The sequence below is a fragment of the Tolypothrix sp. PCC 7712 genome (assembly GCF_025860405.1).
GTDB lineage: Bacteria > Cyanobacteriota > Cyanobacteriia > Cyanobacteriales > Nostocaceae > Aulosira > Aulosira diplosiphon.
The window spans coordinates 1,211,774-1,229,080 of sequence record NZ_CP063785.1; the positions used below are offsets into that span (position 1 = coordinate 1,211,774).

A 17,307-nucleotide genomic window follows, 5' to 3' on the forward strand; every position below is an offset into this window, starting at 1 on the left:
GTTGTGTGTTCAATAGAAAAATTTTCTAGAAAAATTCACTGGGATACCAGATGGATTCTATGGTGTGGGCGATCGCGATCGCATCGTCGCGGTTTTGACTATCTAGCAAAACGGTGACGTGTCCTAGCTTACGCCCAGGACGAGATTCTGTCTTGCCGTACCAATGAATGTAAGATTGGGGAATTTCTGCGATTTTCTGGCGTTTGCTTTGGTAGTCGCTTTGAGAAGTTTCGTAACCTAGCAGGTTTACCATTACAGCGCTAGGGGTTTTGATGGCGGTATTCCCTAAAGCCAAACCACAAACGGCTCTCAGATGTTGTTCAAATTGGGATGTTTCACAAGCATCTAGGGAAAAATGCCCAGAATTATGGGTACGCGGGGCAATTTCATTGACTAAGACTGTACCATCTGGGGTGAGAAATAGTTCTATCCCAAAAACTCCTACTGCTTGTAGGCTATTTAATAAAGTATGAGCGATCGCTTCTATTTCTGCTGCTTGATTGGACGTAATCTCTGCTGGCGCAATCACTCGGCGACAAACCTGTTGTTCTTGTTGGGTTTCCACAACTGGATATGTCACAACTTCGCCATCTACAGAACGAGCTGCGATGATTGCTAACTCTCGCTCAAAGGGTACAAATTCTTCTATTAAAAAGAGTGATGGATTGGGAGTTAGCTTTTGCTGCAAACTAGCCCCATCCTTAATGATAAACGTGCCTTGACCGTCATACCCGTGACGACGAGATTTGACAACTACAGGAAAACCCAAATGTTCAATTTTAGATTGGAGATTTTCTTGGACAGTATTGAAATCGTCGTCAAGAGCAAAAAACTTGGGAACAGGTAAGCCTAATTCTTGTAAATAGCAGCGCTGATGATATTTATCCAAAAGTGGAGCTAAAGCTGCTAATCGAGGACGGAAACAAACACCTTGGTTTTCTAGGGTAGATAAAGCATCGAGGTTGACAAATTCGTTTTCAAAGGTGATGACATCGCTCTTTTGCGCTAACACTGCTGTACTAGCAGCATCATCAACTGGGGCAAAAACTGCTTCCTGAGCAATACTCACAGCGGGATCATTTTTACTTGGAGTTTGCACCAGCAAATCTACACCTAACTTTTTTGCTGCATCTCCCATCATCCAGGCGAGTTGCCCGCCACCGATTATACCAACAAGCTTCATTGACATCCTAGAGAATCTCGGGTTTGCACACCTGTTTTAGAATTAACACCACTGGCTGTGGCGCAAAGTTCTTTAATTTGGGCCTTATCTAAAACTGCATCCGTGAAATCTGCATTACTAATGTTCACATCAGTAAAAATTGCACGTAACAAGAGGGCTTCTTTGAGAACTGTATCGCTTAAATCAGATCCAGTTAAGTTTACCTGATCCACCATTGCATTTGTTAAATCAGCCCCGTGCAGGTTTGCTTTTGTCATTACCGAAGCACTCAGAACTGCACCCCGCAAATCAGCACCCGTAAAGTTAGCCAATTCTAAATTGGCATTAGAAAACTCTGTGGCTTGCAAACTCTCTCCCGAAAAATCATGCCTTGTTAACTGTGCATTGCTAAATGACAGCGGATGAGTCCAGTCTGCCAGTGCAGGAGGAGCAATGAAGAATACCATTATCCCCAAAATTAATGCCAAGCTTTGCCGCCAAAACATATTTACTAGCTCATCTAGTCGGTGTATTTTAGCTTATCGCATTTAGAGTTTGGGGAATGGGGAATGGGTAATTGGTAATTGGTAATTGGTAATTGGTAATGGGAATTTCTCCTTTGCTTCCTCTGCTCTATATTTATTGACAGCGATCGCAAATTCCCTGAACTATCACCTCTAGTTTTTCGGCTTTTAACCCTGGGCGCAGGTGGCTTAGATCAATGTTACCGAAAGTATCCCATTCAATATCTTCTATGGTGCGACAGTTGGTGCAGCGAAAATGATGATGCTTTGTCACATTGGCATCGTAGCGAGAAACACCCTCTTCTAATAGCACTTCTCGCACTAAACCTACCTCACGCAATGCTTGCAACGCTGCATATACCGTGGCTTGTGATGAAGTGGGTACATCTTTATTTAAATCCGTCAAAATTTGCTCAACGGTGGGGTGGTCTTGTCTTTCCCGCAGGTTTGCATAGACTGCGAACCTCTGAGGCGTGACTCGCAATCCTTTACTCTTCAGTATCTTAATAATCTCATCAGCTAGTTGCTGCATAGGATGTACTTGAATAAAGTAAATTCGCCTATAACTATAATATAACTTTTCTACTCTAATAATTCGTTTTTAAAGAAAAAAACTCAAAAAAATAAGTATTTCTAACTATTTACTAATTATTAAATCAGAATTATTCTGATATACAAGTGGTAAGCGACCACAGCAAAATATTCAAGCTCACACAAAAGTTTAATTATTCCATCTAACAAAGAGGTATTTATGACTGCTATTACTCGCGTTCCCGATGTTGTATTCAAAACTCGTGTTCGGGATGAGTCCGTATCTGGCCCTAATCCTTACCGTTGGCAAGACCGGACAACTGAAGAAATTTTTGGCGGGAAAAAAGTAGTCTTATTTGCTTTACCTGGGGCGTTTACACCTACTTGTTCTTCTACCCACCTACCCCGTTATGAAGAACTGTACGATCAATTCACAGCTTTAGGTGTCGATCAAATTATTTGTCTTTCCGTAAATGATGCGTTTGTAATGTTCCAATGGGGTAAACAACAAGGAGCGAAAAACGTGTTATTGTTACCCGATGGTAACGGAGAATTCACTCGCAAGATGGGAATGTTAATAGATAAGTCTAACATCGGCTTCGGGATGCGGTCTTGGCGGTATGCAATGGTTGTCAACAATGGACACATTGAAAAGATGTTCGTTGAACCAGGCTTTGAAGACAACTGCGCCACCGATCCTTTTGAAGTATCTGATGCAGATACAGTTTTGGCTTACCTCAAAGGTGTAGAAAGAGTTAAAGAAGTTGCACCTCGGTTAGCATTTGTAGGCTAGGTAGAATTTTGGATTTTGCAGAAAGTTGTAAGGAGGGTTTCCCTCCTTAGCAAACTTTTCAAGACGGATTTTAGATTTTGAATTGAACCCAGAGTCCAAAACAAAAATTGAATAGCCAATTAATCAGTCATCAGTCAAAGGTTAAATCTTATATCGTTAATTGTTTCTGCAATTGTTGGTTTTTAGGCAAGGGAAGTTAAATCAAAATTACTTCCTTTGCCTGTTTCATTCATAACTGAAATTAAGTTATACGTAAATTTATTAAAACTCAAACAATAGTAATTTAAGTCAAATATTTATCAATGTAGTAATTAATTTTGAATTAGGAGCGAAGTGATATGACTTACGATTTTGATTTATTTGTGATTGGTGCGGGTTCAGGTGGGATTGCTACTGCGCGGCGTGCAGCGGAATATGGTGCAAGAGTTGGTATTGCAGAGTTTGATAGACTTGGTGGTACTTGCGTAACTCGTGGTTGCGTACCGAAAAAATTAATGGTTTATGCTGCTCGTTTTCCTAGCCTTTTTGAAGAATCACAAGGGTATGGTTGGAGTCCTGTACAAAGTTCCCTGAATTGGGAAGATATGATTAACCGTGTGAATAATGAAGTAACACGACTGAATGGTATCTACCAACGGATGTTAGATAATTCCAAAGTGCAGGTATATCAGGGTCGGGCAAAATTTGTTGATAATCATACTGTGGAAATTGGTGATACTAAAGTTACTGCCGATAAAATATTGATTGCTGTTGGAGCTATGCCAATTCGTCCTGATATTCCTGGGATTGAACATGCATTAATTTCTGATGATTTATTTACGATGAATCCCCAACCTCAACGAGTAGTATTACTTGGTGGTGGGTATATTGGCTCGGAATTTGCTTGTATATTGAATGGTTTAGGTGCAGAAGTTATTCAGGTGATTCGCCACGATAAGATTTTGCGTGGCTTCGATGAAGATTTACGGACAGAAATTCAAGAGGGGATGATTCGTCACGGCATTAAGATTATTAATAATGCCGAGATTTTAGAAATCACAAAAACTGATACTGGTGTCAATATCAAACTGAAAACAGATAAAGAAGAAAATATCTTAGCAGACGCGATTAGTTTGGCAGCGTTGGGACGTAAACCTAATACTGATAACATTGGTTTAGAAAATACTGGTGTCACAGTCGATGAAACAGGAATGATTTTAGTTGATAGCTACAGTCGCACAGCCGAAGAGAATATTTATGCTGTCGGTGATTGTACTAATAAATTGCAACTCACTCCTGTAGCAATTAATGAAGGACGAGCCTTTGCTGATACCGTCTTTGGTGGGAAATCTCGCGTGATGAGTTATGAAAATATTCCCACAGCGGTTTTTACAAATCCTGAAGCGGCGACAGTAGGGTTAACGGAAGCAGAAGCCATTGAGAAATATGGTAGCGATCGCATTCAAGTTTATCGCAGTCGTTTCCGTCCTATGTACTACACCCTAGCAGGGAAAGAAGAAAAAACCTTGATGAAGCTGATTGTCGATCAAGAAAGCGATCGCGTTTTAGGCGCACACATGGTAGGTGATTATGCGGCTGAGATTATCCAAGGCGTGGCGATCGCTGTGAAAATGGGTGCGAAAAAAGCCGATTTCGATGCAACAGTGGGAATTCACCCCAGTTCGGCGGAAGAATTCGTCACTATGAGATAAGAGTGTCAGGCAAAATCATTTCTTCAGCTTCTTCCAGCTTAATGAAGTACACAGTTAGGGCGTACAGATGTGCGCCCTAAAATTTATCAGTAGTTTACTAAATTGCAAGCTGCTGTATTTGTTCTTTTTTCATTACACATTAAACCTCTTGCAAAAAGCATTTTTGCAAGAGATGGAAAAAGGGGAAAGGGAAAACACAAAACTTTTCCCGACTTATACAAGAAGTCTGTTGCTCCTAAACCTGCCAATTATCCATTAGTTATATTTTTCTGAACCTTCCTGTAAGTCAGACTATGAGGGGATGGCAGAAGTAAATAACGCCAGCATTATGGAATGTATAAACAGAAAATATAACCTACCAGCAAGGAGTAATAAAGTTATTCAACCCCGATATTTATCGTTTACAATTCTTGATTTTTAATATTTAGTTTTTATTTTGCTTTAGTATATATATTTGTTTTATGACTATTTTAGATTTGAGTAAATGCTCAGATTTTTGTTTACAATAGTTTACCTCTTGGTTTGTAAGTTAAGTTTATTGACTTTTGATTTAACCAGCCTCATTAGGCTGTTAGTCTTGTAATCAAGTTAAGCGTTGTTTGAGTTTATTTATATATAGTTCTCAAATGCTTGATAAAGCTTTATTTTTAGTGGAGAAATACCTTAAGCTTATAACCTTCAAATAGCTGCTCTCAACTATAACTAAGAGTTTTTATTCACAAAACTACACAGATTTCACAATTCCTACTAGCAAACCTGATGATGAATCATTACGCAATTGAATGGATTGAGGCATGGTGCCTAGAAAATGGCTGGACAGATTTATTTGTTGAGCGCCGTGATAACTTTTGGGCTTTTCCTCCTGGCTGCGTAATGCCAGAACCAATACCCACTGACGTGCTGAGACTGATTAAAGCCGAAAAGGGACAGACTAAGGAAGAAAAGCTGTGGTCAATATCAGCAATTCTTGGCACAGTTGTAGCGGTCTTGTCTACTGTTTTCTTAAAATGTCCTATGCCTTTGGTATTAGCTTTTGCTTTTAACGCTGTTACTGTGGCGCAATTAGAACTTGAAGATGCCTAAATTTAGAGTTTGGGTCTCACTAATTATTAGGCTTAATATTTTCAAACTGCTCTTGACTATCCCTTCAGCAAGAGCAGTTTTTTATTTGTTCTTTAGCTAATTACTCCCAGTTCGCCCATTTTTTTGGAAGTTAGAAGAAAGACTACTCAGGAGTAAAAGATTGACCATCAAGTTGAGTGTAAATACTGATGGAAAAGCCCAGTAAAGCAAGAATACGCTTCTGCAAAGGTGAAAGAGCGGTCAAGTGAGCATAAATTTCGTTTTTCACCTCAATCAACAGCAGTGTAATCTCTTTAAATGCAGCCAGAATTATTTCTGCGCTAGGTCTTGTAGTTTCGCGCTTCGGATTGCCAACATAAAGACCCGCAAGTTTTTCTTTCTCTTTTTCTAGATTGTGGCGAACCTGGAATTCTAAAAGGTTTAAAACTCGCAAACCAATAGACAGTAGTCTTATTAAACCAGTAATATGGTCTTCACGTTGTAAATATATCGGAGTCAATGAAAGAGGAAAGTTTTTCAGCCTCGCAAATCCTCGTTCCATTAAGTACTCATCTCTATAGGCACGAACTGCTTGTTTTAAACCAAATTCATTTGGATTTTTATTTGTAACGTAAACCCGCCAGCCTAACATTTGAATTTGGTGTTGAACTGCGGAATCGTCAATCTTAAAACTCATGTCAAACCATAGTTCTTCTACTATTCTAGCTTTGCGGTCTCGGTATCTTTTTTGAACTTTTTTAACTCTTTTTGTTTGAATGTCAACTTGAAATAATCCACTTGTTTGATATCTGTTGAAAATAGCTTCACATGTTTCTAACCATTCAAAGTGTGAAGTGAGCTTTTTCTTGCCACGTCGAGGCACTTTAAGTTTTTCTAGAGCATCTACTGTTTTCTGTATTCGTTCACGTAGATGTTTTTCTGCTGTTTTTTGAATCGCAAATGAGCGCACAATTAATTGTCTTTCCGACCAAGAGATTTCTTGCCCATCAATCTCTATTTCATGGATAATCTCTATTTCAAAGCCATCCGCTATATTTTTGGTTTTGGCATCTGCATATTCGTAATCTATAATTGTTAGTTCTTGTTGACCATCCCAAACTGGTTGGAGATATTTGCTTAGTTCTTCGTTAGATACTTGCTTGGCTGTTAAAGGACATAAGTAAAAATCTCCGCCCAATACTATATGAGTTCTTGTCTTTATTGATGACATTTTACAGTCACCAATATATAACAATTCTGACTTTTTTATTGTTGAACGTACTTTATCTATTGCTGGAATATATAATGGGTCATCTGCTTTTTCTCCTGACAATATTTCCGTCGCTATTGGCATTCCTAATGGGTCTAATGTCGATAGCATTATTTTCACTTGCGCCAAATCCGGACGATTGTCTTTGCTATGACCCCATTGAAATAAGCCTTCTGGGTTAACTCCACAATGACTTGAAGCCGTTGTACTATCTAAACGTACCTGTTCTGGGATAATATCGTACACCCGTAGCAAACTACTTCCTAGTTCCGACTCAAATGAAAACCAGTTTGCATCTATAGATAGGTAACGTAATACTGCTTGCAAACGGTCATCTGCCAAATCGAGCGAGCGTAAAGATTCTTCCGTAAAGCTTTTTAACGTTTCTAACCGCTTACTCACCCAACCTTGAACGTGGTTCAAACGGTGATCTGCTTGCGATAATATGTGTGTTAACCATATTACCACCACACTACCTAGATTTAATCCTTGCCAGTTTCCGTGACATGGAAAATGTTTATCGATTAGTTGTTCTACTCCCATCTGCTCCAGTTGTGTTAGCAGTAGGGGTATATCATCAACTCGTTCGTTTGTAATTCTGGGTTCAAATTCCATAAACCCGAACTTATACCTACTTAGTTCTTTTTGGAATATATCTAGAGGTATACTTTTTTGGCTAACTCAGAAAAAAATGAGCGAACCGGGAGTAATTAAATAGCTATATTTTCATTCACATATCCTCAGATGGATAGTTAATGCTGACAGTTGACGGTTGACTGGAAAGACAGCCCCCAAATTGATCCGTGGAGTTATTTAATAGGAGTTGACCCAATACTGCTCGGTTAAGGATTTTCAACTCGGAATTTGGTTTGGGGAAAAGGTGAAAGGGTAAGGGTTAAAGGTTTTTTCTTGCCCCTTTTACCCTTCCCCTTTTCCCCTTAACCGACAAGTATTGGGAGTTGACCGTTTAAGTTAGAAATCCAAAAAAGTGCAATAATGTGATATAAAACTGCGAAAATAGGCAAATTAAACGATTAAATAATTATAATATTGATTTATTGCGTTAATAATCTGTCCTAAGAGTTTTGACGTTGATAAACGAGTCAAAAAGTTAGTTTGCTAGTCGCAAAAGTTAGTTTGCTACTTGCAAGAGTTAAAAAATGAGACCAAATCTAATAATGTTTAGGGTAAATAGCGATTCATCCTTACCCAATCTTGAGTTGAGCCAAAGTTAGGATTTTCGGTACTGTTATTAGTACCATATATTTGCCCTTGACGATTGATCCAATAGTAGTTGTAGTTGTTTGGTAACTCGACGGTTGGATAACCATAAGAGTTTGTCCAAGTTGTGACATTACCCAGGTTTTCACGAAACTGGAAGTTTTGACGATCTATAGATTCATTTCTTTGACCTCTGACTTCGTCCCAAGTCCGTTGAGACCATTCGCGGTATTCCTGATATCTTTGCCCTTCAGTCTGCGAAATATCTAGATTTTGCGCCATGATTCCTTGCATTCCAAAAGCCGCCCCATTAGTTGCTGAAACCTGAAATGCTACCTGTGGCAACCATGAAGCATAATTAGCCCACTGTGATTGGTGCGATGCGGCACAAGTCATTACCATAGTACAGATGTTGTAACTATATGCCACGCTGCATTTGGCTAGACCTTGGTAGGGAATACCATTAGAGAAGTATGTGCAATCAAACTCATAAGCCACTGAACATCCAGCAATCGGTGGCGCTGGGCGGGGTTGACCAATCCGCAGGTCGTAAGGTTGCATTGCTAACAACTTCTCATAAACAAACTGCCAAGGGTTGTAGTTTACAGGTAGTCCCGAATTTCCCACCATAATCGTCAAAGCAGCATTGTCTGGAGAAACCAGAACAACAGCAAATTGACCATCCTCAACCACTCGCCAATTATTTGGTACTACATAGTTGAAATAATTTCCCCGCCAGATTGACAGCGAACCAGGGTGAGGAAAAGAAGACTGATTGTAGTTGTTGTACATTGGCTTGGTGGCAGAGAAGAGAACTGATAATATATACATCCTAAAAATTGGCTTTTACGGACTTTCCCAGCTCAATCCTCAACAAAAAGCTGCACATTATAGCAATTAAGGCATTTACGGGCGTGCAGTTTTTCGCCTTCTCCCCATGTAGCATTCGATGCCAGGAAATATACCCAAGTACTTGGTGATTCGCCTACAGCGCGACCCCAAACAAAATTTTGTGAACCACAGATAAAACAGGGTCTTTCTTGTGGACTAAAATTTTGTGGATTGTCTTGGTTGTTCATGGGTTGTGTCTAAAAATTAGTGAGTGTGATCGCTTTTATTCAGAGCGATCGCACCTTTACACTTTCTATTTTTCTTCTGAGTAGATTTTGCTTGGCGAAAACTGCTGCTAATCTAATTCTCTGCGGCCTTCCAAGGCTCTCGCCAAAGTTACCTCGTCGGCGTACTCTAAATCACCGCCCACAGGCAAACCAAAGGCAATCCGCGTCACCTTCGTGAAAGGTTTCAATAACTGACCAATATATAATGTTGTGGTTTCCCCTTCCACACTGGGACTGATTGCCAAAATCACTTCCTGGGGTTTTTGTTGACTGACTCGCCGCACCAAAGCCTGGACGGTTAGCTGTTCTGGGCCAATTCCATCCATTGGCGAAATCACCCCACCTAGAACGTGATACTTACCTTTGTACTCGCGGGTTTTTTCCAGTGCAATCACATCACGGGAATCTGCTACCACACATATAGTATTTTGCTCGCGGTTAGGGTTGCGGCAGATTTCACAAACTGGTTCAGCAGATAAATGAAAGCAGACAGAACATAAACCTACCTGTTTTTTCGCATCAATCAGGGCTTGTGCTAAAGCTTCTACTTCCGTTTCTGGCCGCTTCAGAATATGCAAAGCCAATCGCTGGGCTGACTTGGGCCCAACTCCCGGTAGGCGTTGCAGTTGCTCGATTAACCGTGCTAAAGGACGTGCGTAAACCGTGGCTTTATCTCCAGAATGTTTTTACCTTAACTATGATGACATTCTTACAACATTTTGGATGGATGATTCCCGAATCGCTAACTGTCTAAAAAATTAAGTAAGAAATTACCTGATGCATAAATGTAATTTATGATGCTTTAAAAAATTTACTGTTCATAGTTGGAGTGATTATAATCTCATTATGAGAATCATTGCCCGCAGCACTTTAAGAAAGTTCTGGGAAGCATATCCAGATGCAGAACAGCCATTAAAAGCTTGGTTTGATGAGGCATCTCGTGCTGAATGGGATAGCCCTGCTGCTATCAAAAGCATCTATCGTAATGCCAGTATTCTTGCCAATAACCGTGTTGTCTTTAACATCAAAGGCAATGATTACCGCTTGATTGTCCATATTCGTTATGAGATTCAAATTATTTTTATTCGTTTTATTGGAACGCATAAAGAATACGATAACGTAGATGCGACAAGTATTTGAGGCAATAATATTAATATATGCTTGAACTCCATCCCATCCGAAATGAAGCTGATTATCGTGCGGCGCTGGCAGAAATTGAAAGATTGTTTGATGCAGACCTAAATACACCAGAGTATGACCGCTTAGAAGTTTTAACTACACTTGTAGAAGCATACGAGCAACGGCATTACCCGATCGCAGCACCAGATCCTATTGAGGCGATTTTATATTATCTCGAATCCCGAGGATTGTCCGAGCATGATTTAGAACGAGTAATTGGTACTCAGGTACAAGTTGCAGAGATTCTGAACCGACAGCAGCCTCTGACTTTGGATATGATTCGTCTTTTGCATCAGCAACTAGGCATTCCGGCGGAGGTGTTAATCCAACCTTATCCTCTGATGGAAAAATCGGCTTGAAAGCTGCAACTATTTCAGCCAATAAAAATGGGTATGGTGTTGTTACCATACCCATCTATTTCAATAATTTTTAATTACTGAATTATAGCTGAGGTGCATACTGAGGCTTTTCTGGAACATGAGTGTACTCAGCCACAATTTGCCGAAATTCAGCGCCGTCAATTGTTTCTTTTTCGATCAACAGATCAACTAAACGGTCGGTGACGCTACGATTTTCACGAATGATTTTCTTAGCTTGTGCGTAGCATTCTTCTACGATCGCTCTGACTTGAGCATCGATCCGAGAAGCGATCGCTTCGGAATATTCAGATCGAGTTGTCCAGTCACGACCTAAAAATACTTCACCTTGTTGGCTTTCCAAAGATAGGGGGCCTAAATCAGACATCCCGAATCTGGTTACCATTTGTCTAGCCATTCCGGACAACTGTTGTAAGTCGCCACCTGCACCAGTGGTAACTTCCGCAGCACCAAAAATGACTTCTTCAGCAGCACGTCCACCTAAAGCACCAGTAATCCGGGCTTTTAGTTGAGAACGAGTAATTAATCCTTGTTCTTCGTTGGGTGTAAACCAAGTTAAACCCTGTGCTTGTCCGCGAGGAATCAGGGTAACTTTCTGTACTGGGTCATGGTCTTTTAAGACGGTTCCCACCAAGGCGTGTCCTACTTCGTGGTAAGCAATTAAGCGCTTGCTCTTGCTGTCAACCAAGGGAGTACCTTCCATCCCTGCAACTACCCGATCCACCGCGTCATCAATTTCGGTGATGGTAATGCCTTCTTTGCGTCTTCTGGCGGTGAGAATAGCCGCTTCGTTGAGTAAGTTGGCTAAATCTGCACCTGTAAATCCAGGTGTGCGGCGAGCGATCGCATCTAAGGATACACTAGGGTCAAGTTTTTTATTGCGGGCGTGGACTTGTAAGATTTCCAAACGTCCTTTAATATCCGGTGCATCGACTGTTACTTGACGGTCAAAGCGTCCGGGACGTAATAATGCTGAGTCTAATACGTCAGGACGGTTGGTGGCAGCAATAATAATGATGCCTGTGTTACCTTCAAAACCATCCATTTCGGTGAGTAGCTGGTTGAGGGTTTGTTCGCGCTCATCGTTACCACCACCGATACCAGCACCCCGTTGTCTACCTACGGCATCAATTTCATCGATAAAGATGATACAAGGGGCATTGTCTTTGGCTTTTTTAAATAGGTCACGTACACGAGACGCACCTACACCTACAAACATTTCTACGAATTCTGAACCAGAAATACTGAAGAAAGGTACACCAGCTTCACCAGCGATCGCTTTTGCGAGTAAAGTTTTACCAGTTCCTGGAGGGCCAACTAACAGCACACCTTTGGGAATTCTTGCGCCTACAGCAGTAAATCTTTCTGGCTGTTTTAAGAAGGTAACAACTTCTTGCAATTCTTCTTTGGCTTCTTCAATACCTGCTACGTCGTCAAACTTCACGCCAGTTTTGGCTTCCATTTGAAAACGCGCTCTTGATTTGCCGAAGTTCATTGCTTGACCTGGCCCGCCTGGGAGGTTGCTAGAGCGACGGAACAAAAAGAACAGACCCGCAATCAATATAATGGGAAAAACAAGATTGCCTAAAAGGCCCCAAATAGCCCCATCATTCCGCATGGGGTGGGCATCAAAACTAATTCCTTTATCTTTCAGCTTGCTAATTAACTCAGGTGCGTTAACAGGCAGATCCACTCGCCAGCGTTGAATACGATTTTCAATATCTGGATCTACGGCTTCGATAATCGCTGTCCTACCACCTTCATAGAGATCTACACTACTGACGCGATTAGCATCCAAATATTCTAGAAAGCGTCCATAGGTCATGCGCGTATTAGCTGCATTCTTCGTCATGTCAGCAGGAGCGCCAGCAAATGCCCCTTGCCAGAAGAAGAAGCCAATTACCAAAGCAGGCAATGTCCACAGTAATAGGACTTTCCAAGAAAGTTTCATTTTAATCTGCCTCTAAATGCCAATACAACTAATCAGCTTTAGCAACCAAATAGATCAATCACCCTGCTAAATTTAGGATGATATGGAAGTAAAAAGTATAAAAATTTTCAAACTAACTGACCCTGCAGCACTAGCTAGAGGGCGCGTCATCCTAGAATTCAAAACTTCTTTGTAATCATCCATCCTTTCTTGGTTGCTAGCTAGCTGTGAAACGGACTCTTAATAAATCCATTTTGATGAATTTGATGTTTTGTGTGCAGCGTCCTAGAACTATAAGGTCTTTACAGCAAATCTAGAGCGACGACACGAATCTTAATTAAAGTTAACTTAATTTTAATACATAATAGCTCCACAGCAAAACGAGATTTGAGGAACATCAGCGTGAGGAAGCGTTATCAAATCTATGCTCCCTGAGCTATTGCTGTGCCTCTACCCCTCTATCCTATTGTGGATGCTCGATTTTAGATTATGAAATTCTTTAGCTAAAGCTAATGTATTGTCGGCTGCAACTACCGAAGAGCACTGCGCGCAACCTACAGCACGAGATACATGACTGGTTTTGAGGTAGGAACCAGTCCCAATGAAAAATTTCACAAACCATGCATGAAAGTTTCAATGAGAATTTTTACTCAGAACTCAGAACTTAGCAACGCCACTTGCTTTAAGCCGGGAAACCCGTCCAACGCAGTGGCTCCTCAGCACTGTTTCATTATTTCACTTCACTAATTTGGAGAGTATAAGGAAAATATTTGCCTTTCACATAAGAACCCACCCAAATCTGATAAGTTCCTGGGAGCCATTCACCAACCATCCCAGGATTTTTACCATCAAACTCGTCATTGCACCATGTACCACCAGGGCCTTTGACTATGAGTGTAGTATCTTCAGGACTTTGCACTAGTAGCTTCAAGTAATCCAATTTAGTAGTGATTTCTAATTTATGGTCTGGTGTTTCATCAACAAATCCAGTACATGGCCCAGTTGCAGTTTCAGTTCGCTTTGCTACTTGGTTACTTGGAACTGAACCGCCACTCATACCCCGAACGGTGAAGGGGTCAGGAGAAAAATTCTTACCGATGGAGATATCTCCAAATATTGGTGGTGTTTGTGGCACATCTGCTCCAGCATGAGTGACCGATGTGACTAAGAGTGTAACCACCATTAATGATAATCTTATTCCTTTGTTAAGAACTCTTTTCGGCATTTTAATCACATGGTTGTCTAAGTGGAGTTAATGACATGAATTTTACACGTAAAGTTCCCAAAAATAGAAGAATTAACTAGTAGTACGCGAAGGTAACTTGGCGGGGTAAAGGGGAAAGGTTTTTGTCCCTTACCCTTTTCCCTTTAAGCTTTACCCAACCTCCACCTAACATTTTTGGGTTGACAGACTACTAGTATGGTGTTGGGTATTTGTCCCATTCCCAATTACCCATTACCCAGTCCCCAATCCCTATTACCCCTAATCCCCACTCCCTGCGGTCGTGGGGGCCCCGAGTTCCCCAATACCTGCGACTGCTTATATTATGAATAGAGGCGCACTTGAGTACGCCTCTAAAAATCTAAAATATTGTCAAAGACTCTGAGCTAACTGCTTGCTGCGATCGCTTTACTCAAACGGGGGCGATCTGAACCAATTTTGTGGAGTAATAGCCAGGATTGAATCAAGTCTGGGCCATGAACATCTCCGGTTAAAGCAGCGCGGAGCGATCGCATTACTAAGCCTTTCTTGACATTTTGGGCTTTTACCACTTGCTTAATAATCTCTTGGGCGGTAGCTTCTTGCAATTCTTGAGTTTCTAAAGCTGCAAGAATTCCTTGTAGAACAGCCGCAGAACCTTCTTGTTGCAACTGTTTACTGGCTTCTTCGCTAAATTCAACTGTCTCAGTAAAAAACAGTTGGCTCTGAGCGACAGCATCTTTGAGGCGAGTTAAACTTGGCCCAAGTAAAGCTACTAATTGCTCTAACCAAGCGCGATCGCGTCCCCCATCAAAGTTAAAGCCTGCTGCTTCCCAATAAGGGATGAGTAAATCTGTGAGCTGGCTGACTGGCATATTATGGATGTACTGGCTGTTTAACCAATCCAATTTCGCCCAGTCAAACTTTGCACCTGCTTTATTAACACGCTCAAAGCTGAATTCTTTGGCTGCTGCTTCTAAAGTGAAGATTTCTTGAGTAGAGTCTGGTGGTGACCAACCCAATAAAGTCATGTAATTCACTAAGCCTTCGGAAGTGAAACCTAATTGCTGAAAGTCGGAAATTGAAGTTACACCATCTCGCTTGGAAAGCTTCCGCCCTTCCATATTTAAAATTAGCGGTGAGTGGGCGAATTGGGGAATTTTTGCCCCCATAGCTTCATAAAGGAGAATTTGCTTGGCGGTGTTGGCGATGTGGTCTTCTCCCCGAATTACATGGGTGATTTGCATATCAATGTCATCCACTACAACCACAAAGTTATACAGTGGTTGACCAACACCATCTTCGGAAGCACGGGCGATCACCATATCACCACCCAAATCGCTACCCCGCCAAGACATTTTTCCTCGGACTAAATCGTCCCAAACAATTTCTCGGTCGTCTTCGATTTTGAAGCGAATGACAAAGCTACGTCCTTCCGCTTTGAAAGCAGCTTCTTGTTCTGGGGTGAGATTGCGGTGACGGTTGTCATAACGTGGTGCTTCCCCTTTGGCTTTTTGGGCTTCCCGTAAAGCCTCTAGTTCTTCACTGGTGGTATAGCAGCGATAGGCTAAACCTTGTGCTAGCAGTTTTTCTACTGCTTGTTTATAGAGATCCAGGCGTTGAGATTGAAAAAATGGGCCTTCATCCCAGTTCAGCCCTAACCAGCGCAACCCTTCAAGAATATTCTCTGTGTATTCAGGACGCGATCGCTCTAGGTCTGTGTCTTCAATTCGCAGGATAAATTTCCCACCGTGGTGGCGAGCAAATAGCCAATTAAATACAGCCGTTCTAGCTGTACCAATATGTAGATTTCCAGTTGGACTTGGAGCAATACGGACTCTAACAGTCACAGTTCTTTCTCTCTTTAGCAAAGCATGATCACTTTGACACTCCCCTCTGCCTAAAGGCGAGGGGATTCTACATTCAACGACTCGCCGTTAGACAGCAGGCTTGCGCCAACTGCCCAAGAGGGCAAATCTCCTGTAGCGTAAGTTCCGGTATGCCCTACCGTACTGAGTCCTAGTCTCAAAATGTTGATTGCTGCGTTGACATCCCTATCTTCTGCGTATCCGCAATGAGGACAAACATGAGTCCTAGTAGACAGAGATTTTTTCACTTTCTTGCCACAGTTAGAGCAGTTTTGGCTTGTATTGTGGGGAGGGACTGCAATAGTCACCTTTCCATATTTGTGTCCAAAATACTCTAACCAACTACGGAAAGTGTACCAGCCAGCATCAGAAATAGATTTAGCTAGATGTCGATTTTTAACCAACCCTTTCACATTTAAATCTTCGTAGGCTACCAAATCGTGAGATTGGATAACGGAGTATGCCAACTTCTTGCAATACTCTTTTCGTTGCCTACTTACCCTTAAATGCTTCCGGGCATATCGCTTTCTAGCTTTGTGGTAATTGTTTGATTGTCTTTGAAGAGATTTCTTTTTATCTCTACTGAACTTCTTCGACTTCTTGCGGTTGGCACGATTGAGTTGTTTTTCTGATTTCCGGTAACACTGGGGGGAAGGTTCTACATTGCCTTGATTATCAGCAATGAAGTACTTCAAACCCAAATCAATACCCACTATTTGATTTGTGGGTTGAGTTGCGATTTTGACGTTAACATCAATCGCAAATTGGGCATAATATCCATCAGCACGGCGTACTAAGCGCACCCGTTTAATTTGCTTGATGTCATAGTAATTAAGGTCATAGGTTCCCTTTAATTTCAGAGTTCCAATACCTTTGTTGTCTGAAAAGGTGATAGCCTTTCGAGTTTGAGAAAGCTTCCATCCAGTTGATTTATATTCCACTGAACGGCAGTTTTTCTTGAACTTTGGAAACCCCTTTTTACCTTTAACCTTTTTCTTGCAGTTATCGTAAAACCTAGCTATCGCACTCCAAGAACGTTCAGCCGCAGACTGCCTAGCCATTGAATTGAGTTCATCAGCAAAGGGGAATTCGGCAGCTAATACAGCGCAGTATTTATTCAATGCGTACTTATCTACTTTTGAATCTTTGTTGTCCATCCAGTAGCGTAAGCACATATTTTGAATGAACTGGCTAGTACGAATTGCTTCGTCTATCGCCTGATATTGTTGGTCTTTTGCCTTGACTTTGAACTCGTAAACAATCATGGGCATCGACCAATTTACCACATACTTATGCTAACATAAAAAGCATAAGTATACCAAGGCATAGAAAGAGTGAATGAGGCGTAAACAGGGCTAAAGCCACAAGGTTTTCAATGAA

At 41.3% G+C, this 17,307-nt stretch carries 16 protein-coding genes; 5 read left to right on the forward strand and 11 right to left on the reverse strand.

Annotated features, from left to right (window positions below; translation table 11 throughout):
- Positions 1–25: 25 nt before the first annotated feature.
- The 3 genes from HGR01_RS04775 to HGR01_RS04785 form a co-directional block, all read right to left on the reverse strand.
- On the reverse strand, positions 26–1,183 hold the full coding sequence (locus tag HGR01_RS04775; RefSeq protein WP_045872557.1) for a 5-(carboxyamino)imidazole ribonucleotide synthase: 1,158 nt from the start codon (positions 1,181–1,183) through the stop codon (positions 26–28).
- The gene (locus HGR01_RS04780) at positions 1,180–1,668 is read right to left on the reverse strand and encodes a pentapeptide repeat-containing protein (protein ID WP_045872556.1); all 489 of its coding nucleotides are present in this window, start codon (positions 1,666–1,668) and stop codon (positions 1,180–1,182) included. Before HGR01_RS04780 ends, HGR01_RS04775 begins: the two co-directional genes overlap by 4 nt.
- 133 nt (positions 1,669–1,801) lie before the next feature.
- Positions 1,802–2,218, reverse strand: coding sequence for a Fur family transcriptional regulator (locus tag HGR01_RS04785; protein WP_045872555.1), 417 nt, complete (start codon positions 2,216–2,218; stop codon positions 1,802–1,804).
- Positions 2,219–2,437: 219 nt separating this feature from the next.
- On the opposite strand from HGR01_RS04785, the gene HGR01_RS04790 reads away from it, so the two are divergent.
- The 3 genes from HGR01_RS04790 (at position 2,438) to HGR01_RS04800 (ending at position 5,784) form a co-directional block, all read left to right on the forward strand.
- Positions 2,438–3,010, forward strand: a complete 573-nt coding sequence (locus HGR01_RS04790; protein ID WP_045872554.1) for a peroxiredoxin — start codon at positions 2,438–2,440, stop codon at positions 3,008–3,010.
- Positions 3,011–3,348: 338 nt separating this feature from the next.
- Complete coding sequence (gene gorA / locus HGR01_RS04795; RefSeq protein ID WP_045872553.1) at positions 3,349–4,701, forward strand: glutathione-disulfide reductase; 1,353 nt, start codon at positions 3,349–3,351, stop codon at positions 4,699–4,701.
- A 759-nt stretch (positions 4,702–5,460) separates the two neighbouring features.
- Positions 5,461–5,784: a hypothetical protein gene (locus tag HGR01_RS04800; protein WP_194007866.1), complete on the forward strand. Its 324-nt coding sequence runs from the start codon at positions 5,461–5,463 to the stop codon at positions 5,782–5,784.
- A gap of 142 nt (positions 5,785–5,926) precedes the next feature.
- Here the strand turns inward: HGR01_RS04800 and HGR01_RS04805 are convergent, their stop codons facing one another.
- From HGR01_RS04805 to recR, 4 genes are all read right to left on the reverse strand, one after another.
- Entirely contained in the window at positions 5,927–7,648 is a 1,722-nt protein-coding gene (locus HGR01_RS04805; protein WP_045871079.1) for an IS1634 family transposase, read from the reverse strand.
- A gap of 567 nt (positions 7,649–8,215) precedes the next feature.
- A complete protein-coding gene (locus HGR01_RS04810) occupies positions 8,216–9,046 on the reverse strand; it encodes a hypothetical protein (protein WP_045872551.1) in 831 nt (276 codons plus the stop codon).
- Positions 9,047–9,117: 71 nt separating this feature from the next.
- Positions 9,118–9,333: a hypothetical protein gene (locus HGR01_RS04815; protein WP_045872550.1), complete on the reverse strand. Its 216-nt coding sequence runs from the start codon at positions 9,331–9,333 to the stop codon at positions 9,118–9,120.
- Between the two features lie 107 nt (positions 9,334–9,440).
- On the reverse strand, positions 9,441–9,998 hold the full coding sequence (gene recR / locus HGR01_RS04820) for a recombination mediator RecR (RefSeq protein ID WP_045872549.1): 558 nt from the start codon (positions 9,996–9,998) through the stop codon (positions 9,441–9,443).
- A gap of 220 nt (positions 9,999–10,218) precedes the next feature.
- Between recR and HGR01_RS04825 the strand changes: the two genes are divergently transcribed.
- On the forward strand, positions 10,219–10,512 hold the full coding sequence (locus HGR01_RS04825; protein ID WP_045872548.1) for a type II toxin-antitoxin system HigB family toxin: 294 nt from the start codon (positions 10,219–10,221) through the stop codon (positions 10,510–10,512).
- 17 nt (positions 10,513–10,529) lie between these two features.
- The gene (locus HGR01_RS04830) at positions 10,530–10,910 is read left to right on the forward strand and encodes a helix-turn-helix domain-containing protein (RefSeq protein WP_045872547.1); all 381 of its coding nucleotides are present in this window, start codon (positions 10,530–10,532) and stop codon (positions 10,908–10,910) included.
- Positions 10,911–10,992: 82 nt separating this feature from the next.
- Here HGR01_RS04830 and ftsH2 read toward each other — a convergent pair whose 3' ends face one another.
- The 4 genes from ftsH2 to HGR01_RS04850 all read right to left on the reverse strand — a co-directional run bounded on the left by ftsH2 (position 10,993) and on the right by HGR01_RS04850 (position 17,192).
- Entirely contained in the window at positions 10,993–12,879 is a 1,887-nt protein-coding gene (gene ftsH2 / locus HGR01_RS04835; RefSeq protein WP_045872546.1) for an ATP-dependent zinc metalloprotease FtsH2, read from the reverse strand.
- A 709-nt stretch (positions 12,880–13,588) separates the two neighbouring features.
- On the reverse strand, positions 13,589–14,083 hold the full coding sequence (locus HGR01_RS04840) for a hypothetical protein (protein ID WP_045872545.1): 495 nt from the start codon (positions 14,081–14,083) through the stop codon (positions 13,589–13,591).
- Positions 14,084–14,466: 383 nt separating this feature from the next.
- Positions 14,467–15,909: a glutamate--tRNA ligase gene (gene gltX / locus HGR01_RS04845; RefSeq protein ID WP_045872544.1), complete on the reverse strand. Its 1,443-nt coding sequence runs from the start codon at positions 15,907–15,909 to the stop codon at positions 14,467–14,469.
- 50 nt (positions 15,910–15,959) lie between these two features.
- Complete coding sequence (locus HGR01_RS04850) at positions 15,960–17,192, reverse strand: RNA-guided endonuclease InsQ/TnpB family protein (RefSeq protein ID WP_045872723.1); 1,233 nt, start codon at positions 17,190–17,192, stop codon at positions 15,960–15,962.
- Positions 17,193–17,307: the final 115 nt, after the last annotated feature.